The organism is Mycobacterium sp., from assembly GCF_036273375.1.
Classification (GTDB): domain Bacteria; phylum Actinomycetota; class Actinomycetes; order Mycobacteriales; family Mycobacteriaceae; genus Mycobacterium.
The window spans coordinates 1-24,177 of record NZ_DASUHS010000248.1 but is presented as its reverse complement, the minus strand read 5'-3'; the positions used below and the strand labels follow the sequence as shown (position 1 = coordinate 24,177).

The 24,177-nt window shown below is 65.3% G+C and carries 28 protein-coding genes; 11 read left to right on the top strand and 17 right to left on the bottom strand.

What is annotated here, in order from left to right; translation table 11 throughout:
- Positions 1–24: 24 nt before the first annotated feature.
- From eccD to VFW69_RS21770, 9 genes are all read right to left on the bottom strand, one after another.
- Positions 25–1,554 carry a type VII secretion integral membrane protein EccD gene (gene eccD / locus VFW69_RS21810; protein WP_526504487.1) on the bottom strand — a complete coding sequence of 510 codons (1,530 nt, stop codon included), beginning with the start codon at positions 1,552–1,554 and terminating at the stop codon, positions 25–27.
- Positions 1,551–2,576: a MinD/ParA family ATP-binding protein gene (locus VFW69_RS21805; protein ID WP_526504484.1), complete on the bottom strand. Its 1,026-nt coding sequence runs from the start codon at positions 2,574–2,576 to the stop codon at positions 1,551–1,553. Before VFW69_RS21805 ends, eccD begins: the two co-directional genes overlap by 4 nt.
- 161 nt (positions 2,577–2,737) lie before the next feature.
- Positions 2,738–3,568, bottom strand: a complete 831-nt coding sequence (locus VFW69_RS21800) for an ESX secretion-associated protein EspG (RefSeq protein ID WP_526504482.1) — start codon at positions 3,566–3,568, stop codon at positions 2,738–2,740.
- Positions 3,569–3,686: 118 nt separating this feature from the next.
- Positions 3,687–3,974, bottom strand: coding sequence for a WXG100 family type VII secretion target (locus VFW69_RS21795; protein ID WP_526504480.1), 288 nt, complete (start codon positions 3,972–3,974; stop codon positions 3,687–3,689).
- Between the two features lie 52 nt (positions 3,975–4,026).
- Complete coding sequence (locus VFW69_RS21790; RefSeq protein WP_526504478.1) at positions 4,027–4,341, bottom strand: WXG100 family type VII secretion target; 315 nt, start codon at positions 4,339–4,341, stop codon at positions 4,027–4,029.
- A 97-nt stretch (positions 4,342–4,438) separates the two neighbouring features.
- Positions 4,439–5,620: a PPE domain-containing protein gene (locus VFW69_RS21785; protein WP_526504476.1), complete on the bottom strand. Its 1,182-nt coding sequence runs from the start codon at positions 5,618–5,620 to the stop codon at positions 4,439–4,441.
- A 31-nt stretch (positions 5,621–5,651) separates the two neighbouring features.
- Positions 5,652–5,963 carry a PE domain-containing protein gene (locus VFW69_RS21780; RefSeq protein ID WP_526504474.1) on the bottom strand — a complete coding sequence of 104 codons (312 nt, stop codon included), beginning with the start codon at positions 5,961–5,963 and terminating at the stop codon, positions 5,652–5,654.
- Between the two features lie 252 nt (positions 5,964–6,215).
- Entirely contained in the window at positions 6,216–6,614 is a 399-nt protein-coding gene (locus VFW69_RS21775; protein WP_526504473.1) for a VOC family protein, read from the bottom strand.
- 64 nt (positions 6,615–6,678) lie between these two features.
- A complete protein-coding gene (locus VFW69_RS21770; RefSeq protein WP_526504470.1) occupies positions 6,679–8,007 on the bottom strand; it encodes a sensor histidine kinase in 1,329 nt (442 codons plus the stop codon).
- 227 nt (positions 8,008–8,234) lie between these two features.
- Here VFW69_RS21770 and VFW69_RS21765 point away from each other — a divergent pair, with 227 nt between their 5' ends.
- The 3 genes from VFW69_RS21765 (at position 8,235) to VFW69_RS21755 (ending at position 11,492) form a co-directional block, all read left to right on the top strand.
- On the top strand, positions 8,235–8,837 hold the full coding sequence (locus VFW69_RS21765; protein ID WP_526504468.1) for a TetR/AcrR family transcriptional regulator: 603 nt from the start codon (positions 8,235–8,237) through the stop codon (positions 8,835–8,837).
- A gap of 27 nt (positions 8,838–8,864) precedes the next feature.
- On the top strand, positions 8,865–10,076 hold the full coding sequence (locus VFW69_RS21760; RefSeq protein ID WP_526504466.1) for an acyl-CoA dehydrogenase family protein: 1,212 nt from the start codon (positions 8,865–8,867) through the stop codon (positions 10,074–10,076).
- 198 nt (positions 10,077–10,274) lie between these two features.
- Positions 10,275–11,492, top strand: coding sequence for a GNAT family N-acetyltransferase (locus VFW69_RS21755; protein WP_526504464.1), 1,218 nt, complete (start codon positions 10,275–10,277; stop codon positions 11,490–11,492).
- A 42-nt stretch (positions 11,493–11,534) separates the two neighbouring features.
- Here the strand turns inward: VFW69_RS21755 and VFW69_RS21750 are convergent, their stop codons facing one another.
- Positions 11,535–12,518, bottom strand: coding sequence for an alpha/beta fold hydrolase (locus tag VFW69_RS21750; RefSeq protein WP_526504462.1), 984 nt, complete (start codon positions 12,516–12,518; stop codon positions 11,535–11,537).
- A gap of 132 nt (positions 12,519–12,650) precedes the next feature.
- Between VFW69_RS21750 and VFW69_RS21745 the strand changes: the two genes are divergently transcribed.
- A complete protein-coding gene (locus VFW69_RS21745) occupies positions 12,651–13,250 on the top strand; it encodes a DUF998 domain-containing protein (protein WP_526504581.1) in 600 nt (199 codons plus the stop codon).
- 168 nt (positions 13,251–13,418) lie between these two features.
- On the opposite strand, the gene VFW69_RS21740 is transcribed toward VFW69_RS21745, so the two are convergent.
- Positions 13,419–13,700, bottom strand: coding sequence for a hypothetical protein (locus tag VFW69_RS21740; RefSeq protein ID WP_526504460.1), 282 nt, complete (start codon positions 13,698–13,700; stop codon positions 13,419–13,421).
- 233 nt (positions 13,701–13,933) lie between these two features.
- Here VFW69_RS21740 and VFW69_RS21735 point away from each other — a divergent pair, with 233 nt between their 5' ends.
- Entirely contained in the window at positions 13,934–15,160 is a 1,227-nt protein-coding gene (locus VFW69_RS21735; protein WP_526504458.1) for an MFS transporter, read from the top strand.
- A 23-nt stretch (positions 15,161–15,183) separates the two neighbouring features.
- Here the strand turns inward: VFW69_RS21735 and VFW69_RS21730 are convergent, their stop codons facing one another.
- Positions 15,184–16,221 (bottom strand): LLM class F420-dependent oxidoreductase, encoded by a 1,038-nt coding sequence (locus tag VFW69_RS21730; protein WP_526504456.1) that lies wholly within the window; start codon positions 16,219–16,221, stop codon positions 15,184–15,186.
- Positions 16,222–16,232: 11 nt separating this feature from the next.
- Entirely contained in the window at positions 16,233–16,655 is a 423-nt protein-coding gene (locus VFW69_RS21725) for a nuclear transport factor 2 family protein (protein WP_526504454.1), read from the bottom strand.
- Positions 16,656–16,775: 120 nt separating this feature from the next.
- On the opposite strand from VFW69_RS21725, the gene VFW69_RS21720 reads away from it, so the two are divergent.
- Both VFW69_RS21720 and VFW69_RS21715 read left to right on the top strand, forming a co-directional pair.
- On the top strand, positions 16,776–17,381 hold the full coding sequence (locus VFW69_RS21720) for a PadR family transcriptional regulator (protein ID WP_526504452.1): 606 nt from the start codon (positions 16,776–16,778) through the stop codon (positions 17,379–17,381).
- Between the two features lie 91 nt (positions 17,382–17,472).
- Positions 17,473–18,228: a haloacid dehalogenase type II gene (locus tag VFW69_RS21715; protein WP_526504450.1), complete on the top strand. Its 756-nt coding sequence runs from the start codon at positions 17,473–17,475 to the stop codon at positions 18,226–18,228.
- Between the two features lie 52 nt (positions 18,229–18,280).
- On the opposite strand, the gene VFW69_RS21710 is transcribed toward VFW69_RS21715, so the two are convergent.
- Complete coding sequence (locus VFW69_RS21710) at positions 18,281–19,000, bottom strand: NUDIX hydrolase (protein ID WP_526504448.1); 720 nt, start codon at positions 18,998–19,000, stop codon at positions 18,281–18,283.
- An 82-nt stretch (positions 19,001–19,082) separates the two neighbouring features.
- Between VFW69_RS21710 and VFW69_RS21705 the strand changes: the two genes are divergently transcribed.
- Positions 19,083–19,976 (top strand): SCO6745 family protein, encoded by an 894-nt coding sequence (locus VFW69_RS21705; protein ID WP_526504446.1) that lies wholly within the window; start codon positions 19,083–19,085, stop codon positions 19,974–19,976.
- The gene (locus VFW69_RS21700) at positions 19,973–20,239 is read left to right on the top strand and encodes a YdeI/OmpD-associated family protein (RefSeq protein ID WP_526504444.1); all 267 of its coding nucleotides are present in this window, start codon (positions 19,973–19,975) and stop codon (positions 20,237–20,239) included. Before VFW69_RS21705 ends, VFW69_RS21700 begins: the two co-directional genes overlap by 4 nt.
- A gap of 31 nt (positions 20,240–20,270) precedes the next feature.
- Here VFW69_RS21700 and VFW69_RS21695 read toward each other — a convergent pair whose 3' ends face one another.
- The 3 genes from VFW69_RS21695 to VFW69_RS21685 form a co-directional block, all read right to left on the bottom strand.
- Entirely contained in the window at positions 20,271–20,624 is a 354-nt protein-coding gene (locus tag VFW69_RS21695; RefSeq protein WP_526504442.1) for a VOC family protein, read from the bottom strand.
- Positions 20,625–20,737: 113 nt separating this feature from the next.
- Positions 20,738–21,253: a hypothetical protein gene (locus VFW69_RS21690; protein WP_526504440.1), complete on the bottom strand. Its 516-nt coding sequence runs from the start codon at positions 21,251–21,253 to the stop codon at positions 20,738–20,740.
- Between the two features lie 145 nt (positions 21,254–21,398).
- Positions 21,399–22,283, bottom strand: coding sequence for a cyclopropane mycolic acid synthase family methyltransferase (locus VFW69_RS21685; RefSeq protein ID WP_526504438.1), 885 nt, complete (start codon positions 22,281–22,283; stop codon positions 21,399–21,401).
- 344 nt (positions 22,284–22,627) lie between these two features.
- Here VFW69_RS21685 and VFW69_RS21680 point away from each other — a divergent pair, with 344 nt between their 5' ends.
- Positions 22,628–23,203: a hemerythrin domain-containing protein gene (locus VFW69_RS21680; protein WP_526504436.1), complete on the top strand. Its 576-nt coding sequence runs from the start codon at positions 22,628–22,630 to the stop codon at positions 23,201–23,203.
- A 298-nt stretch (positions 23,204–23,501) separates the two neighbouring features.
- On the top strand, positions 23,502–24,177 hold a 676-nt coding region (locus VFW69_RS21675; protein WP_526504579.1), incomplete at its 3' end, for an MFS transporter.

Genomic DNA, 24,177 nt, shown 5'->3' with positions numbered 1-24,177 from the left:
CGGCGGTCACCGCCGCGGCCCTTTTCAGTGGCGAATCCACGTGAAGAGCCCTCCCAAGGCCGCCGCGGCAGGTAGCAAGACGATGAACGCGAGCACTTCCACCCATTCCACCGTCAACCGGATGAACGGTCGAAACCTCATAGTCGGCACCAAAAGCGCTGCGGCCAAACCCAACGCGGCGAAGATCGTCACGGTCACCACCGGCCACATCAGCCCGGTCATGGCATCTTTCGGCGCGGCGACGGCGTATTTGACCACCCCCGCGCACACCGCTGCCGACGCCCCGCACACCAGCGCTATCGCCTGATATTTGGCGGCGAATCCGCGCCCCTGAGTGAGGAAGATGCCCACCACCAGACCGGCGACCACCAGCGCCAACCACGCCCATTGGCGTCCCGGCGTCAACACGCCCCACACCGCGGCGGGCAGCACTATCGACACCCCCACGCACAGGCCCACCTGGACCGCATTGACCAACCGCGCCGAGGCGGCGATCGCGGCGCCGCGCGCCGTGATGTCGGTCAATTCGTTGTCCTCGTCCTCGGATTCGTCCTCACTGACCGGAGCCACCGTGTCGACGGGCATCCCCTCGCGCCGCGCGAACAAGTCCCGACCGGTGATCGATCCGAAATGGGGCGGTCGGACCCGTGCCACCCACAACGCGATCAGTGGGGCCATCCGAACCAGGACAAGCGATCCGACCAACACGCAGACCGCCAGCACCTGGGCCGAGGCCGGCCGGAACATGCGGACGGCGGCGACGGCAGCCAGGATCCCGCAAACCGTCACCACCGCGGTGACCACCGCTGTCTGCCAACGGTTTCGCGCGGTCACCCCGATGGCGACGGCGCCCAGGATCACCACGACGGCGCCAATCAGCCCGTGGGCGGCGCCGAGCACACCCGGTGGCGCGCATGCGCCGGCGGTAGCAAGCGACAACACCGCCAGCCACGCGAATCCACTGAACAGGTCCCGCCGCCCCCGCCACCCGCTTCGCACCACCAGCGTGGCGACCACCAGCAGGGCGCCGACGGCGCCCACCACCGCGGCCGGGACCGGGCCGTCGGTGAACGTCCGTGCCCGAAGGGTCAGGGCCACCGCGACCCCAACGGCCATCGCGATCACGGCGACCGCGGTGTGCGCGGCCGTCAGCGGCGTCACCGGCGCGAACATTCGATCGCCACCGTCGCGGCCCAGCCATTTGCCCATGGCCGCCAACCCCGTTGACAGAGACTCGTATTGCGGTTCGAACGACTCACCGTCGACGCGGGGCACCAGCACCAGGGTGTCGCCGTCCTGGACGCCCAGCTCGTCGAGGCTTTTATTGATATCGAGACGAACCCCGTTGATCTTGTGGAGTTCGTAGCTGCCCGGGGGCAACGCGATGCCGTCGAATCCTTTGCGCTTCAGGTCGGCATCGAACAGCTCGACCATTCCCTCGAAGAATCCCTCCATCGGGATTCCGGCGGGGAATACCTGGGAACACAGATGCTTCTCGTAGGAAATATTGACCGCACAACGCGCTGGGAAAGCGACCTTATGCGGCGCTGTCACGGCACCGACCGCTCGGCGTCAGGAATATATTTGTCCGCCACCCCGGCGGTGATTTCGAAGAGGCGCAATCGCGACTTCTTTTTCAATTCGTGAACCGTATCGATGATGCCGCCTTTGGCGAGGTGGGGATCAAACGGCAGCACTTCGACCGTCGCCCCGACCTTGGTGAACCGCTCGGTCAAGTAAGCCAACGCATCCTTATCGGTGATCTGGTCGGTGTGGTTCACAATCACGGTGCTGCGCGAGACCAACTCGTGGTAACCCTGTGAACGCAGGTAATCCACCGCGCGCAGCACCGGACGTGACCGGTCCGCGGTGATGCCGGAGACGAACACGAGGGTGTCGGTGTTTTCCAATACCGGCTTCATCACCTCGTGTTCGAGGTCCGGAGAGGTGTCGACGATCATCACCGTGTGGGTGCGCCGCAGGCGCGACAGCACCCCGGAGAACATCGCGGGCACCAACGGCCTGGGCTGGTCGGAAGTCCGGTTGCCAGCCAGGACGTCAAGGCCAATGACGTTCTGCCCCAGATGTTCTCGAATATCCGCGTAACCCTGGACATCGGTGTCGTTGATGATGGCGGTGTAGTCCCCGGGCGGGGACTCGTCGATGCGGTCGGCCAGTGTCCCGAAGCCGGGGACGGCATCGATCGCAATCACGTTCTGCGGGCGGCATTCCCGGAACACACCCCCGAGGCAGGCGACGAGCGTAGTGACGCCCACGCCGCCCTTGCCGGAGACGACCGTGATGACGTATTGCCGCCGAATATGCCGCCGGATGCGATTTTGCAAATCCCGGTAGTGCCGTTCACGGGGTGACTCACCGGGATTTATTTTGTGAAAAGATATGGAGTAAATGAATTTCCGCCAGCCCGACCCTGGTGGAATTTTCCGCGGCGCGGCCAGATCGGTAATACGCATCGTGTCGGATACCGAATCCGGGAAGTTGCTGGCCCCTGACGGATCCCCCCGTCTGAGCGCTCCTTCGTCCGACATATTCGGGTCATTCCAGGGGCTCGTCACGACGCGATGTTAACACGCTTGGCGATACCGCGTTTACCCCGTTCAGAAACCTTCCAAGTCCGACAGACATTGTTATTCCAAGACTTTGGTTATCTACGTGACTTTCATCAGTTCGCTTCCGCGCGCCCCTTGCGTTTGGCTTCCGATAGCAAAGCGCAGCGTCACACCACTCGCCGATACGAGTGCCACTCGTCGCCGGCGGGCAATCGGCGGATGAGCCGTTGAATCGCGCCACCGATGTCCGTGCGCGAGCCGGGCGAGAGGATCTGGTATTGACGCTGCCCCGAGGTGACGCTTTCGATGCAGATCCGTCCCGCGGGGGTGTCGACGATGGATACCGTCGAATTGCCGACGGCTATTCGCGCCAATTCGTCCGGCCCGACACCTGCCTGCAACCCAACGATATTCGCGTGTGCGGACCGTGCGGAATCGGCGGCCGTCAGGACCATCTGCAACTGGTCGGGGTCGAGGCGCTGTTCGAGCAGGAACGATCGCAGGCTGGCGGTGTCGCGCACCGAGTTCAGTAACTGCTCCGTATCGAGTGTGACCGGCTTCAGCGGTGCCGCCTCCGCCACGCCGCACAGCCTCTCGATCTGACCAACCAGGAGATCGCTGGCCGACGCTTCATTGCCGGCCGTGCCGGCGGGATACAAACGCACCATGTCACCATGGCGTTCCAACACCACCCACCACGTTGCGAAGCGGCAAATCGATGCACGTGTCGGCTCGCGACCCGGAACCCCGATCATCACCAGCAGCCCGAGGTCTCGCCGCAACAGAACCGTCAGCCACTCACGAATCATCGGGTCGACGTTGCCGGCCTCATCGAGCGCCCCGGCGGTTGCCAACTCGGCGGCCGCCGGGTGGTTCCTCGCGCGTTCCGGGGTGTCCAGGCGCGGCAACATCGGCCGCAGTCCCAATTCAGGGCAGGTTTGCTCCACCCCGGTGACCGTCTGCAACACCCATAAGCCGTCGACCGTCGTTGTCAGCATGCCGCCTCGCCCCCACTGAGTGAGTCCGCCGACCGGTGGGCAGGAGACCAAAGGTGGGGCACATACGCGCTCGGCGCATCTGCCCCACCCTCGGCGGTCCTGGTGTGGTTGAGCGAACTCAGAACAGACCGGAGATGTGCTGGTCGGTGCTGAGCGCATTGTCCAGCACGTGGGTGGTCGTCACCCCGTGCTGGCGGATGGTGTCGATGAGACCCTGTAGCCCGGACAGCATCTGCGCCTGCGCCTCGAAGAAACCGGCGGCACCGTGGCCGGCGAAGAATTCCTGCAGCGTGTGCGTGCGATTGGAGGTGTCGTCGAAAATCGACTGCAATTGGCCCGCGCGAGAGGCGACGTCGGTGGCGAAATCCGCTACGGCTCCAGGGTTATAGGTGATCGGGTTGGACATTGTGAACTTCCTTTCCAAAGACTGTTAATGAATTTGCGAATGCGTGGGTCGATCAGGCGCTCTGGGCGCCGAACAGCGCGCTGAAGGCGTGCGAGGAATCCGCCTCGTGGCCTTCCATCAATGCCGCCGCCTTCGCGAGGCCTTCGGCCAGTCGCGTCCCGCCGGTCAAGACTTTGTTCAGGTCGGCTTGCACCTGGGTGGCCGTCGAGTACGACGCGGTCACGGCCGAACCAGACCAGGTGGACGGGTTCATCACGTTTTCGTGGTTTCCGACGTACCCCTGACCAATGTGGATCGCGTGCTCCATGTTCTGTTGAATAGCGTTCGACGCATCGCGAAGCATTTCCGGTGTTACTTTGATTGTCACGAAATTCTCCTTCTCCGGTGGGCCGCCCCCCGTGAGGGCATGAAGCGAAGTGTATGGCGGCTGATTGGACCTGTCGATTCACCTTTCACCAGTGGGTTCACACGCGAGCGTCGACGACCCGTACGGTCGCGGGCTCGTCCGCTTTGTCACGGGAGCCGCGGTCGCCTCCCGCCCCGTGCCCCACGGGCATACCGCCCATCGGGGCACCACCCATCGTCGTGGTCTGCGGTCGCAGGGCCTCGGCGCCTAAGGCCCCGGCCGACCGCAGCCCTACCGGCCGGCCACTGGTGGCGGGCTCGAACGCGCTGACCGGCCGGGTGAAACTGGTCGCCGGCATCCCCGCGCCACCCAGGGATGCACCGCCGCCGGCCCCGCCCTCTGCCGCGGAGAGTCCGCTGGTGGCCGAGACTGCCGAGACGGCCGGCGTCGCTCCGCCCATGCCCATGGCGCCGGGATTGGCGAACATGCCCATCAGCGGCTGCATCATCTGCATCGGAGCCTGCATCATCTGCATCGGAGCCTGCATCACCTGCGGGACCGCTCCCATCAGTTGCTGCGCCGGCTGCATCAACGTGCTGGCCTGACTCATGAAGTCCTGCCCACCCGAGGCGGCGCGACCGGCCCCCTGCGTCCCCGTCTGAGCGCCCTGCATGGCGGCGCGCATGCCGTCGCCGGCCCCTTGTTCCGCCGCCGACTCGCCAATCGCCGCTGCTGCTTGCGCGGGCGCGGCCGGTGACGCACCCATGGATGCGATCGGCGGAGGGATGGTGAGACTCTGCGACAAAGCCGTCAGGATCGTTCCGTAGCTGGCCCCGACCGCGGAGTTGGTCGGCCACATCGACCCGAAGTACTCGAGCTCCAGCGAGGTGATGCGGGGGGTCAATGCGCCGAGCACCAACGGGTTGATCCCGTAATCGGCGGCGGTTTCGGTGCGGTTCCCGATGCATTCGGGAGCGGGACGCATCGAGCCGTACGCCATCTGGTACGCGGAGACCGCGGTCGACAAAACCGCCGGCTTGACGTCGACCCAGCCGGCCAGCCCATGCAGTGACGCGTTGAGCGCGGTCGCGTTCGCCGCCGAGGCCAACGAACCCGAGCCCGTCCAGCTCGCCGACGTCGCGACGGTATTGATTGTTGACGCGATGCTGGAGCCGTGATGGGTGGCCGCCAAGACGGTCCAGGCGGCCTGGTTCGCCAGGTGAGTGATGACGCCGGCCCCCGCCTTGAGTAGCAGGTCGTTTTCCTCAGGCGTACGCGCAGCCCATCCGGGATCGGCCATGCGTACTTCCCCCCTTTAACCTCGCTGGGTTCTAAGCCCCGATTGCCATCGTCAAGCTGCGCATGAGCTCCGTGACGACGTACGTGTTCGAGGCGATGCTTTGAGTGCCGGCGAACAAGCCGCGCTGGGCGGCGTGCTCAGACACTACGCCCAGGTAGCTGCCGCCGCAGGCGTTAAGTGCCGCCGCGAACATGGCCGAGTCGGGGTCGCCGCCCATCGGCAGCACTCCCAGCAGAACCGGCGCTGCCGCCGAAGCCGCTGCCTCGGTCTCCGCGCTGATCGCCGACTCGGCGCCCGCCGACGCCAGAACCGCCTCTGACTGCACCGACGTAACAGGACCCATGATTTCCCTCCGAAACGCTCAACCCGGATCGACGTGCTTGGGGGCTTAGTGTAATGGGATTTTGTTGATCGTGTATTCAGTCCGTTTGAGCCGGACTCAGGGCACGGGATTTCGTTACGCAACGCCGGTCCCCAACGTGAAAGTACTGGATTACCAAAAGGAGCCGTTGATACACCTCAGTTGCCACTCAAGGCTCGGCAGTCACAACAGCACCTCAGTCAACTCGTGTCGATCGGGTCATAGCCCTTTGATTTAGTCGCGGTCGTGATGGCATACAGCTTCGAGTTTGATGCCGAACGGGTCATACCAAAACGTCGCGTAGTAATGGCCGGGATATTGCGGGAAATGGCCGGGCGGGTGAATGACCGTGCCGCCGATTCGAATGACGTGATCATGCACGGCGTGCACCGACGATCGGCGCCGCACAATGAATGCCACGTGTTGCAGCCCGACTTGATTCGACGAGTACTCATGCGGCTCAACCGCCGGATAGAAGAACACGAAAGTCCCCGGTTTGTTTTCGGCAGGCCGGTAGGAAAACTCGTCCTCGGCATAAGAGAACGGCTCAAAGCCGACAAGGGGCATCAGCGCGTCGTAGTACCGCTTCGCGGCTGACAAGTCGGGCACGTTGATGCCAAGGTGGCCGAGCATGCCTCATTGTCCGATATCGAAAGCGCCGTGCGCACGGGCGGGCGGCGGCACAAGCGATCCGCCGCTACGCCGGACCGCGCCCATCGCCGGCCAGCCGCAACAACAACCGGGTGCCACCCAGCGGGCTGGTCTGCAATGCTGCTGTGCCGCAGTGTAATTCGGCCTGTTGGGCCACCAGCGCCAAGCCTAGCCCCGAGCCCGACCGTGAGGCCGTCGAGCCTCGGGCGAAGCGTTCGAAGACGGCGGCGCGTTCGGATTCCGGCACCCCGGTGCCGTCGTCGTCGATCGCGATCTCTACGCCCTCACCGGAACTGCCAACCGCCAGCAGGATTTTGCGGGCATTGCCATGCTTGACGGCATTGGCGATCGCGTTGTCGATCACCAGCCGCAACCCGGTGGGCAATCCGATCATCAGCACCGTCGGCGAGGGCACCAGCGACACGTCCACCTCGGGGTAGATGCGCAGCGCGTCGTGGGCGGCACGGTCCAACAGCTCCGTGATGTCGAACGGGACGAAGTCGTCGACGGTGGTCAGCTCGCCCTGGGCCAGCCGCTCGAGAGCGGTCAGTGTCCCCTCGATGCGACTCTGGGTGCGGATGACGTCGCCGATGACCTCGTGACGCTGGTCGAGCGGCAGATCCAGGGTGGACAGCACCTCCAGGTTGGTGCGCATGGCGGTCAACGGCGTGCGCAGCTCGTGGGAGGCGACCGCGGCAAAGTCGCGGGCCGACTCGAGCGCGGCCCTGGTGCGCTGCTGCTCCTTGCCGATGCGGGCCAACATTCCCTCGACCGCTTCTGCGATCTCCACGGCCTCGCGCACGCCGCGAACCTGGACCTCGTCGGGACTTGACTGGGCGTTGATCGCCCGGGCCTGTTGGGCCAGCAGCAGGAACGGATTGACCATGATCAACGAGATCACCCAGCCGACGACGACGGTGCCGCCGATCACGCTGGCGCAGATCAGCAATACCCGCAGGTGCAATTCGTTGATCCGATGCTGAGCTTCGGCCAGCGGAGCGGCCAGCGCGATGGATGCGGGGCCCGCAGTGAAGGTTCGAACGCGGTACTGCACCCCGTTGATGGTGGTGTTGGCATAGCCGTCGGGAAGTCGGGGCAACACGATGCTGTTGGGCACCGACACGGTCACCCCGCCGATGCGGGCGGTGCGCACCAGGTTGCCATCCGGCGCGGGCCGGTCCGGACTCGTTCGCTCCGCATTGTTGAGCAGGCTGCTGATGTCGCCGAGGCTGCTGACCGAATCGAGCCGCCGATCGAGCTGGCTGTACTGATCGTTGGTCACGCCCACCCATACCCAGGTGCCCAGCAGGACAACGAGGGTCATCACCGATATGGCGGCGACGATGACGATGGTGCGCAGCGACAGCACCCGCATCGGCAGCTGTACACGAGGTAGGACGCGGATGTCGGGCTCCTTCAGTGGATCGCTAATCCTTTTGTCAACCAACCTGAGTACAACCCTCACAGCAGTACCGGTCCGGCGCGATCAAACGCGGTGGCGTTTCGCAAGAATTTAACGCTAGCCGCGGCGCCTTCTCCTCGGTCACGTGCCGAAACCGGACCGATTTGGCCGTGACCAGGGTGAGTGAGTACTCTCTCACCATGCTCGCCTCGGGACGTGACCGGCTGCTGTCGGCAGCGCTGCGGCTCTTTGCCGCCAAGGGCTACGCGGCGACGTCGGTGGCCGACATCCAGCGGGAGTCGGGCCTGGCGCCCGGCTCGGGCGCGCTCTACAAGCACTTCGGCTCCAAGCGCGAGCTTCTCGAGGCGGCGGTTGCACACCGGATCGACAGCATCGTGGCCGCGCGAGAGGAATACGACGCGGGGCAACCAGGCAGCGTTGAGCGGGCGGTGCGCATCGCCGGCCAGCTGATCTGGAGCAACCTCAAACAGAGCGAGGATCTGCTCAAAGTCATGCTGCGTGAACCCGCCGAGCTCGGTGATCTCGACGAAAAGACCTGGCAGGTGATCACCGACAACGCCTACCAACGCTTCGCCGACGAACTGGCGGCATCTAATCGGTCCGGCCGCACCAGCATTCCCGATCCCGAGGCGGCGGCGGCCGTCGCGATCGGGTCGCTGTCCTACGCGGCGACGCTGCAAGCGCTGACCGGTCGCCTGCCCGGCAACGCCGATGAAGACCGGTACTTCGAGGCATGGGTCAATCAAACGGTCAGCGTCCTCGCTCAGTACAGAAACCGTTAATTAGCAATCTATTTCAGGAGCACAGCTGTGACATTCTCTATGCAACTCAGCGACGACGTGATCGAGGTGCGCGATTGGGTGCACAAGTTCGCGGCCGACGTCATCCGTCCGGCCGCGGCCGAATGGGACGAACGGGAGGAAACCCCGTGGCCGGTGATCCAGGAGGCCGCAAAGATCGGTTTGTACTCCCCCGACTTCTTCGCACAGCAGGCCGCCGAAGAGACCGGGCTGGGGATGCTGACCGCGTTCGAGGAGATGTTCTGGGGCGACGCCGGCATCGCCCTGTCCATCATGGGCACCGGCCTGGCCGCAGCGGCATTGGCGGGCAACGGGACTCCCGAACAACTGGGGCGCTGGCTGCCCGAAATGTTCGGCACCGCAGACGAACCCAAGCTCGGCGCCTTCTGCTCGTCGGAGCCCGACGCGGGCTCTGACGTCGGCGGCATCCGCACCCGTGCGCGTTACGACGAGGCGACCAACGAGTGGGTGCTCAACGGTACCAAGACCTGGGCCACCAACGGCGGCATCGCCAACGTGCACATCGTGGTGGCCTCGGTCCATCCCGAACTCGGCACCCGCGGCCAGGCCAGCTTCGTCATCGGGCCGGACACCAATGGTCTGGCGCAGGGCCAGAAGTTCAAGAAGCACGGGATCCGTGCGTCGCACACCGCCGAGGTGGTGCTCGACAACGTCCGCCTGCCCGAGGACGCCATCCTCGGCGGCCGGGAGAAGTTCGAGGCGCGGATTGCGCGGGTCAAGTCCGGCGCCTCCACGGGCGGGCAGGCGGCGATGAAGACCTTCGAGCGCACCCGGCCCACGGTCGGGGCGATGGCCGTCGGCGTGGCGCGGGCCGCTTACGAGTACGCGCTCGACTATGCCTGCCAGCGTGAGCAATTCGGCCGCAAGATCGGCGAATTCCAGGCGGTGGCATTCAAGCTGGCGGACATGAAGAGCCGCATCGACGCGGCCCGCCTGCTGGTGTGGCGGGCCGGCTGGATGGCGCGCAACAACCAGAACTTCGACTCGGCGGAGGGCTCGATGGCCAAGCTGGTCGCGAGCGAGGCCGCGGTCTACGTCACCGACGAGGCCATCCAGATCTTGGGCGGCAACGGCTATACCCGCGACTACCCGGTCGAGCGCATGCACCGCGACGCAAAGATATTCACCATCTTCGAGGGCACCAGCGAGATCCAGCGGTTGGTGATTTCGCGGGCGGTGACCGGCTTGCCCATCCGTTAGCAGGCAACAATTTGAGTGCGATAGCTGCTGCGGCACACCAACGGTCAGGGGCTGATGTGTTGCGTGCGGTCATCGCCGCACTAGGAGTCGTCGTTGTTGGGTGCTGCGTGGGGGCGCCCGGGGCGATCGCGGACCATCTCCAACACGGGGATCACACCCATCGGGTTACCCCGTGGCCGAGCAGGACATGATGGCCGAATGACCACTGAGATCCGGACTCTCGACACCGAGGACGACCTCGTCGCCGCGGCTCGATTGTTTCGCACCGCGATGGTGGGCCTGCCGCCCATGCCGAACCTGCCGCCCGGCCAGATCACCAAGCTGCTCGACCCGGGGCGCACCGCCGGCGCTTTCATCGACGGACAGCTCGTCGGCACCGCGGATGCCGCGACGAGCACGCTGACCCTCCCCGGCGGAGCCGCCGTGAGCCACGCCGCCGTGACCCATATCGGAGTGTTGCCGTCGTTCACCCGACGGGGCGTCGCCACCGAATTGATCCGTCATCAGCTCCACGACATCGCGGCGCGTGGTGAGGTGGTCGCATCGCTGCGGGCGTCGGAGGCGACCATCTATGAGCGGTACGGCTACGGGGTGGCGAGTTATGCCCAAAGCGTGGAGATTACGAGCGCGCGCGCGGCGTTTCGCCCCGAGGTCGGCTTGGGTGGTCCGGTGCGGTTGCTCGGCGCCGCCGAAGTCTGGGAGATTTTGCCCCGCGTCTATGACGTCAATCGCCCATCCCGTCCCGGGACGATCGGCCGCCCCGGGGTGTGGTGGGAGAGCGCACGGCGTCGTACCGAATCTTCGTCGGGAGCTTGGTATGTCGCCGCGCATGGCGAACCGGGCGCCGAGTCGGGTTTCGCCCGCTACCGGCCAATCGACACCGAGAATTGGTTCGTCAGCGACCAGCGCAGCGTCGTGGTCGAGGATTTCTTCGCCCCGACCGCCGACGCCTATCTTGGGCTGCTGCGTTTCCTGCTCGGCCTGGATCTTGTTCACCGGGTGATATTTTGGATGTTACCCATCGACGACGCGCTACCCTGGCTGTTCGTCGATCGCCGGGCGGCGAAGGTCACCGCGGTGTACGACGAAACGTGGCTGCGGGTCATCGATGCGGAGCGTGCGCTGACGGCGCGAACCTACCTTGGCGGCGGGGCCGTCACGATCGCAGTGAATGACCCACTGCTGCCCAGGAATACAGCGCGCTTCACGATCACCGCTGCCGGCGCCGAACCGACAACCCGGCGCGCCGAAATCCTGGTCGGGATCGAGGGGCTTGGTGCCGCGCTGCTCGGCGGCACCAGCTGGCGCAATCTTGCCGCGGCCCGGCTGGCCCGGGCTGACGATCCGGCGGCGCTGGACGTGGCCGATGAACTGTTCGCGGTGCCTGAAGCACCGCATGCCGGGACGTTCTTCTAAAGGGAGCTGGCACGCGGTCCGTCGGAGACGGTGACCGGCGGGTCAGCGGTTCGGTTCCGACCTATGCATCGCAAGACGTACGCCGGCCACGACCAAGTCGGGCTGGTGGATCTGAATGAAGTGGTCGCTGCCGGTCGCGATCAGGTGCGGTGTCTGCGGTCGCAGCGCAATCAGATCCGCCGAGGCCTCTCGCCACGCCTGCTCGAGTTTTTCACTCTGCTCGGGCGAGACGGCGCCGGGGACCGCAAACGGTTCGGTCCTGGTCAGCACGACGGTGGGAATGGGCGGCAAAGCGGGCGCCGCGCCAACCTGGGCGACGCTCGTGTCGATGTCGATTTCCTCAAACGACGGCGAATCCGCGAACTGGGGCAACGGCTGGTCCAACGCCTGGCGATAGGTCGGCCAGGCCGATCCCATCAGGCCCGGTATTTCGACCGGGAAGGCATCGACGAACGCCAGCGCCCGCACCTGATCGGGATAGGTCTGGGCATACAGCCGAATGAACAGTCCGCCCAGCGAGTGCCCGACCAGGACGTACGGGCCCGGAAGCCGGGCGGCGGTGAGTAGCGCATGCAGATCCTGGACAACGTCTTGCGCGCTCCGTGGCATCGCCACCGGCGAACTGCGGTCGGTGATGCTGGGTGGATCGGGATAGCGCAGGGTGCCGGGCCGGTCGTAGGCGCAGACGCGCTGGTCTGCGGCGAGGGACGGCAGCACGGCCGGACCCGTTGCCGGCGCAGTGGCGTCGGCCTGAATCCACGGATCCGACGAGTTGTGATAGCCGGACTCCAAAATGACCGTGGGACCGCCCTTTCCGTGGCATTCGAGATACAGGTGCCGGCCGTTGCCGATGTCGATCGGACCCGCGAACTCGCCGCCCGCCGACGATGCGCCGCGGTTGTGCGCCGCTCCGCCGCATCCCGCGAGCGCGACCAACAGCGCGGCAGTCAACAGACATCGACGCACGCCCGCAGCGGCGCGCGACGGGTACGCCGCGATTTTCCGGATCTCCCGCACTGCACGCATCGCGTTATTGTGCGGGTAAGCCGGCCCCACGTGGAAGCATGGCGGCAAAGACGGAGCAACCGGTCCGTCTTCCGGCCCCGCCAGGGAGGAGCGGCCAACGTGGCCAGCACACGTGGAGCAGCCCTCTTGGGCGTGGCGGCCATTAGTTACCTGGTCCTCGAGGCGGTCGCCGCCGCCGGCTTCGAGCCCGCTTACAACTATGCGCGCAACTACATCAGCGATCTCGGCCTACCCAGCGGCAGGCTTGTTCGCGGACGGGCGGTCTACTCACCACGGGCCTACTTGATGCATGCGGCGTTCTACCTGCAGGGCATCCTGTTCCTGCTCGGAGCGTCGCTGATTGTGGGTGTGCCCGACAACCGAAGGGCCCGCGTGTTTTTGGGCATCGTCGCGGGGAATGCGGTCGGCAACATCGTGATCGGGACGGTGCACAGCGGCAGGGTGCACGTCGCCGGCGCTGTGCTGGCGATTGTCGGGGGCAACGCCGCCATCTTGACCGGACCCGATGCCATCGGGGCACTTGCCGACTGGCGCTGGTATCGCTTTATTTCCACAGTTGTTGCAGCCCTTGGTTTTTCATCCATTACTATGCTGATGGTCAATTCGGCGACGGCGAAGACGGTCCTGCTGCCCGACGGCGCATGGGAACGCGGAAGCGTGTACTCGATCACCGCCTGGCAGTTGCTGACCGCCGCGTGTCTGCTGACACGCACTACCCGCGCCTCCGCATGATCCGGGTCTCCTGGCTCGCTCGGATGACCTCAGACCGGCTGCCGATTCACGCTCGCAGTCGCGCCGTAGTGGCGACCGTTACGCCGGTGTGAAATTCCGCTATGCAGTTCGTGATTGCGTACCGCCGGTCCCGATCGGGAACCGGCTGCGCGCCGCCGGCAGCCGCCGTCAGCCGTGCGGCGCCTCAGAGATCTTGGTGTCGGGCTTACCGAGTGTCTGGCAGTACGTCATCGCCGAGAGCCGCGTTGCGGAGATCTCCACATTGCTCGGCTCGGCTCCGCTCTTGTCTTTGAGCATTTTGCTGACTTCGTCGTTCTGCTTCTTCTCGTCCTGTGAGGTGAAATCTTTGCACTTCGTGTCGCCGCCGGTGTTGATGACCTGTGAGGCCGAACACGCGCTGGACAGCAAGACGGAGATCGCGATCGTGGCTGCCGCAATGTACTTCATCATTTGCCTTCCTGGGTGCGAGTAGTGGTATCAGTACACCAAATCGCCTGATTTCAAACCCCGAAGAAGCTCCGAACCGGTGATTGCCGTGTTTGCAGGCGGGCGCCGAATCAATGATGTCGCGGCGACGCAGCGGTGCGATCGCCCCCGGCGGGAATAACTGCCCGGGTGACATCGCGTTCTACCATCGTCTGTCGGCCGCGCACGCACCTTGGATTTGGGAGGGGAGGAGCTCCGTGACCTCGTCGAATGTGCGCACCGGCCACGACGGCAGGGCCCGGTCGGGGTGCGAGCCGGCGGGGACCCGGGCGCTGTTTGTCAGCGTGTTGGCGCTGCTGCTGGCCACGGGATGGGTCGCTAATCACTTCGTCGGGTTGATGCCGGTGATCAGTGACAGTGAGCACCTCAGCACGGCCACGCTCGACGGGATCTTCGGCATCTACGCGTTGGGGCTGCTGCCCGGGTTGCTCGTCGGCGGACGCGCGTCGGACGCGCTCGGGCGCCGGCCAGTGGCGCTGACGGGTTCGGTGGCCGCACTGGCGGGTACGGCCGTGATGCTGCTGTCCCAGCACACGGGCGCACTGCTGCTGGGTCGCCTGATCGTCGGGATCGGTGTGGGCCTTGCCATCAGCTCGTGCACCGCATGGGCATCAGACCTGAGGGGCCCCGTCGGTGCCGCGACCGCCGGAGTGGTACTGACGGCGGGTTTCGCCCTCGGCCCATTCGTCGGGGGGTTCATTGTGTGGTCCGGACGATCGGGCATCCGGGTGTCGTTCGGTGTCGCCGCCGCCATTGTCGTGCTGGCAACGTTCGCCGTCGTCGGCGCGGCCCGACACACCGAAGTGACCGAATCGGCGACGGACTACGACTCGGGACAGGCGGCACCGGCCGCACCGGCGGCGCCGGGATTCAGCCGGGCCTTGAGCTGGGCCGTGCCGCTTGCACCGTGGGTATATGCCTCGGCGACATTGGGATTCGTCACCATCCCCACCCGGCTACACACCGCGCTCGCGGCTCCGATGGCGGCGGGCACGGCCACCCTGATCGTCAACGGTGTCAGCGGCGTCGTTCAGGTACTGGCCCGTGCGCTCCGGTGGGGGCCGCAGGCCGGTACCGCCGGTGCGGTGCTGGCCGCGCTCGGCTACGCGATAGCCGCGATCGCGCCGCCCACGCTGACGCCGGCGTTGGGCTTACCGCTCTTGGTTGTCCTCGGCTGCGCGTCGGGCCTGTGCCTGCGCGAAGGATTGATCGACGTGGAGGCCGCCGCGCCGCCGCACCTGCGCGGCGCTCTGACCGGAGTGTTCTATGTCATCACATACGTCGGCTTTGCGCTTCCGCTGGTCCTGACCACCGTCGGGTCCGCGGCCTCAGTGGTGATTCTTTCTGTAATGGCGGTGCTGGCCTCAGCAGCCGCGGTCACCAGAGCGGTGCGGTTACGACGGGATAGTCACCGGCAAGATTGATTCGTGCGGGGCCGCGTTGGCGATCAAACGAGTTCGCGCAGCGTCTCGATCAGTTTGATCCGCTCACCCGTCGTGGATGCGATGGGTGCCACGTTGAGCGTGGTCACCCCTGCCTCACCGAACGCCGCCAAACGTTCCTTGACGAACTCGCGGGTACCGATCAGGTTGACGTCTCGCACCAGATCGTCGGGCACGACCTTGGCGGCGCCGTCTTTGTCACCGGCAAGGTAGAGCTCTTGAATCCGGTCGGCCTGGGGGCCGTAGCCGTATTTGGTGGCCAGGGTGTGGTAGAAGTTCTTACCCTTGGCGCCCATCCCGCCGATGTAGAGCGCCAGGTGCGGCTTGACGAATTCCCTTAGCGGCTCGACGTTTTCGCCGATGGCCAGCACGGGTCCGGCATATATGTCGAGCTCACCCAAGTCGGGATCGCGCTTGGCCCGGCCCGCGGCCAGTGCATCCCCCCACACGTCGTGCGCCTTTTCGGGCAGATAGAAGATCGGTTGCCAGCCCTCGGCGATCTCCGCCGCCAGTTCGACATTCTTGGGCCCCAGCGCGGCCACCAGTATCGGAATGCGCTCGCGGACAGGAGTATTGATCAGCTTGAGCGGCTTACCGAGGCCGGTGCCCTGATCGGCGGGTAGCGGGATCGTGTAGTGCTTGCCCTGGTGTTGCACGGTCTCGCGCCGCCACACCTGGCGGCAGATGTCGATGACCTCGCGGGTGCGGCCGATCGGGGCATCGTAGGGAACACCATGGAAGCCCTCGATGACCTGTGGGCCGGAGGCGCCCAGGCCGAGGGTGAACCGGCCGTCGGAGACGTAGTCCAGGCCGGCCGCGGTCATCGCGGTCAGGGTGGGCGTTCGGGTGTAGAGCTGCAGAATGCCGGAGGCCAGCTCGACTCGTTCGGTGCTCGCGGCCAGATAGCCCAGCGCGCTCACCGCATCGAACGAATACGCCTCGGGGACAAAGACAATGTCCAACCCGGCGCGTTCCAGGTCGGCCACCTCGGCGGCCACGTCCTTGAAGCCGCCCGCATAATTGATGCTCAGTCCAATCCGCATGGTCATTACTTCTACGCGGTACCGGATTGATTGGCCAATTCGAGCGCCTCCTGTTTTATGCGATCGAACTGGGCGCCCATCGCCTCGGACAGTGCCGTCGCGCCGGACAGGGGACGCACCATCACCATGAAGTCGTCGACGAGACCCGCGTCGTCGAAGTGCAGGAAGTCGCAGCCGGTGATCTTCACCCCCGGCACCCCGGCTATCCCGGTCTCGAACACGAAGGCGTGATCTCGACCGCCGGGGTCGTGGATCTCGCGGATGTAGCGGAAGTCTTCGAAGATTCGCAACACACCGCGCAGGATGGCGGCGGTGATCGGCTTGCCGACATAGGGCTTGAACGCCACCGGGCTGGTGAAGACCACGCTGTCGGCCAACATCGCCTGGATGCCCTTGTCGTCGCGCTCTTCGACGGCTTTACGGAACGGGTGCATCGCGACCTCACGTAGTCAACTAGTTGAGTAGGTGGGTTTGACGCTAGGGCGCCTGCAGCCGGTTGTCTAGAGTGTGACTGATCACTTTATTGCATAATCGCATTGTTGTAGCATCGACCGATGTCGCTGCGTGACGCGGTCTTGGCCGCTCTCCTCGAGGGCGAATCGTCCGGATACGACCTGGCCAAGGACTTCGACGCCTCGGTCGCCAACTTCTGGCCGGCCAGCCCGCAGCAGCTGTATCGCGAACTCGACCGGCTGGCTGAGCAACGCCTCATCCAGGCCCGAATCGTCCAGCAAGAACGCCGGCCCAACAAGCGCATGTTCTCGCTGACCGAGGCCGGCCGTGACGCGATCCGGCAATTCACGGCACAGGCGCCGAAGCCGTCGGTCATCCGCGACGAATTGCTGGTCAAGGTCCAAGCCTCCGACGCCGGAGACATCGAGGCGGTCCGCCGATTGATTCGAGAACGACTGGATTGGGCGAGCGCCAAAGTGCAACGCTACGAACGGCTGCGGACGCGAATGCTGGACGGGCGCAGCGAAGACGAATACCTGGTCAAGTCCGAACGAGTTGGCCCCTACCTGACGTTGATGCGCGGAATCTCGTTCGAAGAGGAGAACATTCGATGGGCCGAACGCGCGCTGAGCATCGTCGAACGTCGGCTGTCGGACGGCGCTGCGCGCACCGAGCGTTCACGACGCGGGGCTGCTACCCGCCGGTGAGCGCCGGAAACGGTTCAACATTCGCGGACCGCGGTGAAGAATGTGGTGCGCATCAGCCGATCGAAGGCCGAGCGCGACGTTAGCCTGAGGAATGACCGAATACCGCTCGCCCTCGACCGGCCGGGCAGTACGTGCCGTTTTGTTCGATACCTTTGGAACGGTCGTCGACTGGCGTTCCGGGATCGCCGCCTCGGTGCGTGATTTCGCGCAGCACCACCGCCTCAGCGTCGACCCCGGGGCGTTCGCGCTGGAATGGCGCAGCCGGTACCTGCCGTCGATGTCCGAGGTTCTTTCGGGCCGTCGCGAATTCGTGTCGCTGGACGTTCTGCATAAAGAAAACCTGTCCGCATCGTTCGAGAAGTTCGGTATCGCTGCCGACGTGCTGCCCAGCGACGAGGTGGAGGCACTCGCCCGGTCGTGGCGCTGGCTGCCGCCGTGGCCCGATAGCGTCGACGGCATCGCGGCCATGAAGCGGCACGTTATTGTCGGGCCGCTGTCCAACGGCAATACCGGACTACTGGTCGATATGGCGAAGCACGCCGGCCTCCCGTGGGATGTGGTGCTCGGTTCCGATGTCGGCAAGGCTTACAAGCCCGATCCGCGCGCGTACCATACTCCCGCACGTCTGCTGGGTCTGGAACCCGGTGAAGTAATGCTGGTGGCGGCACACCCCACCGACCTCGATGCGGCCCAGAATAGCGGCCTGGCCACCGGTTTCGTCGCGCGCCCGCAGGAGTACGGACCCGGCCGGGAACCGTATCTCGAACCCACCGGAGCCTTCGACGTCTCGGGCACATCGCTGGTCGAATTGGCGAACGTGCTGTTCGGTGCGCCGGGTCGAAGCTGAGATCAGCGATGAAACCCGACGGGCTTCCCCGGCAGGAGGCGTTGTGCGCGAGCTACTTCCACGCAAAAACCGGCTGTTCCAACTGGTCGACCGGGTCGGCTCGCCCGTCCAGACACAGCCAACGCAGCTGCAGCAGTACGGCGCCGGTCGGCGCGTGGATGAGGTCGTTTCCCAGCGGGATCTGCACGACCGGTCGTGGGCTTTCCGGGATGGTGATGAACCGTGGCGAGTCGTCACGTTGGAGTTGGTGTAGTCCCACGCGGTAAACGGCCACGACCTCGTCGGGCGTGGGGCGAAGCTCCAGCCGTCCTCCTCCCCACACCACTACCGGGGTGATCACGTATCCGGATCGGGTGGGGTAGTCGTCGAGCAAACCCAGCACGGTCGAATCGGACAGCTCGATGCCGACCTCCTCACGCAGTTCCCGCAGCGCCGCGTCGACAGCTGTCTCGCCGGGATCGAGGCGGCCGCCCGGTAGTGCCCACTGTGCCGCGTGCGAGCTGAGACGAGATGCCCTGCGGCACAGCAAAAATGCAGCGCCGCCGGACACGTCGACCATGCGGCCGTCCAAATGGGCCGCGGGCATCGGACGTCCGGCATTCCACTCGTCCACCGATACCGGATCGACCCGGTCCTCCCCCACCTCCGAATCGACCAGCACCACCGCGACAGCCGCGTGCCGCTTCGTCGGATCGGTTACCACGCGGCGGTTGTGGCCCGCCAGATTGTTCCGAATCCGCTCACGCAATGGCTGGTCATAGGGGATGGTCACTACTCGAGCCTAAGCTGAGGCGCTGCTTTCCTGCCGCGGGTCCGTGCTTGGTCGTGGCTAGCGCCAGTGGTTAACTGCGAACATGCGACGACAACCGGTGCTTGCCCGACGTTTTTTCGATCGCTACGAACCGGTGCACGCGGTGACGTATTTCGCACCGGAGGCACGGGCCGCGTTGGACGCACTGGGCTACCGGGGTTTCTGGATGGGCTATTTCGCGGCGCGCTCGGCACCGTTGGGTGCGGCGCCCCGGGAGATGGTCACCGCGGTCTTCTACAACTTCGCACCCGAACGGGTCGCCAAGGCACTGCCGGCGGCATGGGAGATCGCGGGTCCGCAGGCCGCGCTGCGGGCTCGGCAGGAGTCCGCGGTGGCGGCGCTACGCCGCTATGGCCTGGGCTCAGACGAAAACATCCGTGTTGCAGCCGAACTGGCGGGCAGGGCAGCCCGCCACGCGCCGCTCGATGCACGTCCGCTGTTCGCCGCGAATTTGGCGCTGCCCTGGCCGGACGATCCGCTGTCCGCCCTGTGGCACGCCACCACGCTGCTGCGCGAACAGCGTGGCGACGCGCACGTGGCGGTGCTGGCCGCGGCCGGCATCTCCGGCCGAGAATCCAACGTCTTACACGCCGCCACGGGCAACGTCTCTCGCGACTACATCGCCCGCACCCGTGACTACGACGAGACATCCTGGCGTCAACACGAACAAACGCTTGCCGAGCGGGGGTTGCTCGACGACGACGGAACACTGACCGCGGCTGGACGGGCATTGAAGGACCACATCGAATTGACGACCGACACGCTGGCCCTGTCCGCGCTCGACGCGCTCACCGACGACGAGGTGGAGACGCTATTCCAGGCACTCACACCGATCACCCGCGCCGTGGTGGCGGGAGGCGATGTTCCGGCTCTCACCCCGATGACTTTGCGCCGCGACGAATTACACGATGACAGCGCGCATTTGGTGGGCCGATGAGCGACCAGCGCGTGCCCGGCGGCGTCGTGCACAAGTTGCCGGCGGATCTGCGCGGGTCGCTCATCGGCAATGCCACCGCGCTTGCCGCCTGGAAGGACATCACGCCGCTGGCCCGAAACGAGTTCATCTGTTGGGTCGAGGATGCCAAGCAGCAGGCGACCCGAGAGCGCCGCATTCGCCGGACCCAGGAGGAGTTGGAAGAGGGCAAGCGCCGGCCTTGCTGCTGGCCGGGCTGCAAACACCGGGAGCGCACCGGAAAGTAAACGCGCACGGGCTCTCTCGGAAAGCGGGCTGCTATCGGACCAACGGCTTGTAGAACACCAAGCCGTTGCCCTTATTGTCATAGACCACGGCGCGCCTTTCGTGGGCGTCGTCATAAGGCGCCTTCACGATTCCGCCGCCGCTGGCCTCGACAGCCCTCGCCGCGGCATCGACGTCGCTGGTCTTGATGCCAACCACGACCTGCCCGGGGATGGGATGGTCGACCGCAGTCGCCAGCGCCAGCGTGACCGGGCCCGCATCGAGGGCCGCGAAGTGCGCGCCATCGCGAAACTTCAGTGGCATGCTTAAGGTCTCGCTGTAGAACCGGATCGACTCATCCAGGTCGTCGGTCGACAAGATGATCATCTTCGCTTCGTGCTCGCTCATGGCGCCTCCTACGTCCGGATCGCTACCAGACTAGGCCGCGACAACATCGCGGCAGGCGAGCACGTCCGGTTGACACAAATGACCGCGACGAAACGCGAATTCCGAGGTTGAACTCAGGCGGCGCCTGACGGAACTGCTTGGCCGCCAAGGTAATCCATCGGTGGAGCCTCGCCATGCCCTGCACCGCGGTAGGCCACCGCCGTAGCCAGCGCCGTTCCACCCTCAATCGTCCCGACCACGACGACCTTGTCATTGACCGTGAAATGCGGTGCGGCGGTGATGGGTTGACGCGCATCACGGGTGACAACGGTGGTGTTCGGAGTGAAGCGGTAGGTCTGGATATGCCCGTCGGCGCCGCGCATGGTCACCGAGTCTGCCGAGGCGGCCACCACGGTCCCTTCCTGACTCACCGGCTGCGAGATCGCCGGCGGCTCGAGATTGGCGGCAACAGCGCGCTTCTCGGGCTGGGCTCCGTTGAGCACCAGCGCCGTCAAGCAGGCGGCACACAACAGCGAAGCGGAGACGATGTCGCATACCTTCGCAGCTCCGGACAGCCCAGGCCGATGACCATGGGGGGTCGCCGTAGGTCTGTGCTTCAGTGAGTGGGGCATGCGGTGTTTGGCGTTCACGGTCAGTCCTTCCAGCGGCGGTACACCGAAAGAACACCGGCGCCCACCGATCAGGTTGTTGCCGTGAAATTACCCGCGGAAGTGGACCCGCAAACCGCACTGCGGCCAATCGGAAAGCCCGATCGGCCGGGGCGTGGAGTCGCCGTCAGCCCTTGGTCAGGGTGAACTGCGCGACGTCGGTGTAGCCCTCACGGAACAGATCGGCGCATCCCGTCAGGTACTTCATGTACCGGTCGTAGACCTCTTCGGACTGAATTGCGATGGCCTCGTCCCGGCGCGCCTCGAGCGTGGCCGACCAGGTGTCGAGGGTGCGAGCGTAGTGCGGGCGCAGCGGCTGGATCAGCTTCACACCGAACCCCGCGCGCTCGGCAGGCGCCACGACGCCCTTGGCCTGCGGCAGGTCTCCGCCCGGGAAGATCTCGTCCATGATGAACTTCATGAAGCGCAGCTTGCTCATGGTGATGGGCAGCCTACGCTCGGCGAACTCCTCGTCGCTGGGCCTGATGATGGTGTGCAACATCATCACGCCGTCGGCCGGTAGCGCCTCATAGGCCCTCTTGAAGAATTCGTCGTACCGGTCGCGGCCGAAGTGCTCGAAGGCGCCGATGGACACGATCCGGTCGACCTTCTCGTCGAACTGCTCCCAGCCCTGCAGCAGCACCCGCTTGGACCGCGTCGAAGGATGGCTGTCAAGACGGCGCTGCACGTGTGCGTGCTGGTTGCGGCTGAGCGTGAGGCCGACGACGTTGACGTCGTAGTTCTCCAGGCCGCGGACGATGGTGGTGCCCCAGCCACACCCGATGTCGAGCAGAGTCATGCCGGGCTGCAGGCCGAGCTTGCCGAGTGAAAGGTCGACCTTGGCGTATTGCGCCTCTTCCAGGGACATGTCCTCGCGCTCGAAATAGGCGCAGCTATAGGTCCGCGTCGGGTCTAGGAAGAGCGCGAAGAACTCATCGGACAGGTCGTAGTGCGCTTGTACGTCCTCGAAATGCGGTTCCAAGCTGACGGCATCGCCGGGTTTTTCGGACAAGGCACAACCTCTGACTGATTCTTATTTGATTCGGTGCGATCGAAGCTGATCGCCTGACTGATGCCCCAGTGTATCCGCCCGGCTAACGGCGCCCTCCCCGCGAGTTCCTGTTCAGGGCCACAGTGCCGACGAACGCGGAGCCGACGGTGCGGTTGACACCGCACCGCCACCAGACGACTTACGTGAGCGTCAAACCGGTAAATCGTCTGCGGCGCAGAACAATGCGAGCAACGGCAGTAAGCGAGGGGGCGCGCCCGGTTGACGGATCGCGCGCCGAGTTGTTACCTCAGCTGGTAAACCGGGTAAGGCCGGCTGGCCGGCATTCAGGGAGGCGGGACTGTCCGATGGCAGACATCACCATGTTGATCCTTGCCGACCATGAGTGGTTTCGGGAACAGTTCGCGCGACTGGACGATCTGCAGGCGCAGCGCCCCGAGGACCAGGCCGCGCTCGAACGAGTATGGCGTCCGCTCGCCGACAAGCTGGACGTGCACGCCTACATCGAAGAAAAGATCTTCTACCCTCAGCTGCTCAAACGTGGGGGTGACAACGCCGAAGGCGAGACCCTCGACGCGATCGGCGATCACAATGACATCCGCGACGGCGTGCGCGACGCCGACGCCGCCCCACCCGGCAGTGAACAGTGGTGGGCAGCCGTCGGGCGCACCCGGGTGGCAAACGACGATCACATGGGCGAGGAGGAGCGCGAAGGGCTGTCGGACTTTCGCCGCAACGCGCCTGTCGGCCTTCGAGAAGCCCTGGGGCGTCAATACAGCGAGTTCATGGCCGAGCACCCCACCACCGAAGGGCTGTCGATCACGGATCGTGACCCGCGGCGCTATGTCGACCAGGTCGAGGAGCCGACGCAGGCCAAACCCGCCGATTTTTCGCTGCGCATCGGGAGTCTGAAAGGCCAATGAGCCACGCCCGCGAACGAGCTGACCGACGCGGATAACCAATCCGGCTCGGGCGGCGGCGTGCCGCCGTCGTCGGCGGCGCCAGCGACGGGCGCCTGGCTGGCATTTTCCGGATGCAACCACATCCGCACACGGCCGTGCCGCATCATCGCGGCGGCCCGCGGTCGACCCGTCGATACGCGTGATTACCCCACCCCGCTGGTTGGTCCCGGGAATGTTTCGGGTAAGCCATCAGTCGATGGGTACTCGACGCCGCCGGAGGAAATGGGCACGTAAAGACATCAGGGTCGCCGATCCCCAGATGCGCCAAACCATCATGGGCACCGCAATCGGCAACTTCATGGAGTGGTACGACTTCGGTGTCTACGGCTATATCGCCACCACGATCGCCCAGGTGTTTTATCCCGGCAAGAGCGTCAGCGGCGTTCACCTCATCGCGACCTTCGGCACGCTGGCGGCGGCATTCGTAGTGCGCCCGCTCGGCGGATTCATTTTCGGCCCGCTGGGCGACCGGATCGGACGTCACCGGGTGCTGGTGGTCACCATCCTCATGATGACCGTGAGCACCACCATGACCGGCCTGCTGCCCACCTACAGCACCATCGGCATCTGGGCGCCGATCCTGCTCGTCGTCGCACGGATTTTTCAAGGCCTGTCGACCGGAGGCGAGTACGTCGGCGCGATGACCTATCTCGTCGAGCAGGCCCCAGACCACAAACGCGGCATGATGGTCGGGTTTTTGCCGATGGGCAACCTGGTCGGATTCGTCCTTGCCGGGCTGCTGGTAACGGGATTGCAGACCTGGCTGCCGGACGACGACATGCTGACCTACGGCTGGCGGATTCCCCTGTTGCTGGGCTTGCCTTTTGGCCTGGTCGCCTTGTACTTGCGGCTTCGGCTCAAGGAGTCCTCCGCTTACCAGAGCGCGAACGACGCTGCGTCCGCGCCGGGCGGCCAAGGCCGGCAGCAAATTCTGC

Coding starts and splice junctions, on each gene's coding strand:
- VFW69_RS21765 (WP_526504468.1), top strand. CDS start 8,235: ATGCTCGCCTCGGGACGTGACCGGCTGCTGTCGGCAGCGCTGCGGCTC.
- VFW69_RS21770 (WP_526504470.1), bottom strand. CDS start 8,007: ATGCGGGTGCTGTCGCTGCGCACCATCGTCATCGTCGCCGCCATATCG.
- VFW69_RS21755 (WP_526504464.1), top strand. CDS start 10,275: ATGACCACTGAGATCCGGACTCTCGACACCGAGGACGACCTCGTCGCC.
- VFW69_RS21750 (WP_526504462.1), bottom strand. CDS start 12,518: ATGCGTGCAGTGCGGGAGATCCGGAAAATCGCGGCGTACCCGTCGCGC.
- VFW69_RS21695 (WP_526504442.1), bottom strand. CDS start 20,624: ATGAGCGAGCACGAAGCGAAGATGATCATCTTGTCGACCGACGACCTG.
- VFW69_RS21730 (WP_526504456.1), bottom strand. CDS start 16,221: ATGCGGATTGGACTGAGCATCAATTATGCGGGCGGCTTCAAGGACGTG.
- VFW69_RS21795 (WP_526504480.1), bottom strand. CDS start 3,974: ATGTCCAACCCGATCACCTATAACCCTGGAGCCGTAGCGGATTTCGCC.
- VFW69_RS21785 (WP_526504476.1), bottom strand. CDS start 5,620: ATGGCCGATCCCGGATGGGCTGCGCGTACGCCTGAGGAAAACGACCTG.
- VFW69_RS21725 (WP_526504454.1), bottom strand. CDS start 16,655: ATGCACCCGTTCCGTAAAGCCGTCGAAGAGCGCGACGACAAGGGCATC.
- VFW69_RS21720 (WP_526504452.1), top strand. CDS start 16,776: ATGTCGCTGCGTGACGCGGTCTTGGCCGCTCTCCTCGAGGGCGAATCG.
- VFW69_RS21680 (WP_526504436.1), top strand. CDS start 22,628: ATGGCAGACATCACCATGTTGATCCTTGCCGACCATGAGTGGTTTCGG.
- VFW69_RS21700 (WP_526504444.1), top strand. CDS start 19,973: ATGAGCGACCAGCGCGTGCCCGGCGGCGTCGTGCACAAGTTGCCGGCG.
- VFW69_RS21705 (WP_526504446.1), top strand. CDS start 19,083: ATGCGACGACAACCGGTGCTTGCCCGACGTTTTTTCGATCGCTACGAA.
- VFW69_RS21775 (WP_526504473.1), bottom strand. CDS start 6,614: ATGCTCGGCCACCTTGGCATCAACGTGCCCGACTTGTCAGCCGCGAAG.
- VFW69_RS21780 (WP_526504474.1), bottom strand. CDS start 5,963: ATGGGTCCTGTTACGTCGGTGCAGTCAGAGGCGGTTCTGGCGTCGGCG.
- VFW69_RS21740 (WP_526504460.1), bottom strand. CDS start 13,700: ATGATGAAGTACATTGCGGCAGCCACGATCGCGATCTCCGTCTTGCTG.
- VFW69_RS21800 (WP_526504482.1), bottom strand. CDS start 3,568: ATGCTGACAACGACGGTCGACGGCTTATGGGTGTTGCAGACGGTCACC.
- VFW69_RS21715 (WP_526504450.1), top strand. CDS start 17,473: ATGACCGAATACCGCTCGCCCTCGACCGGCCGGGCAGTACGTGCCGTT.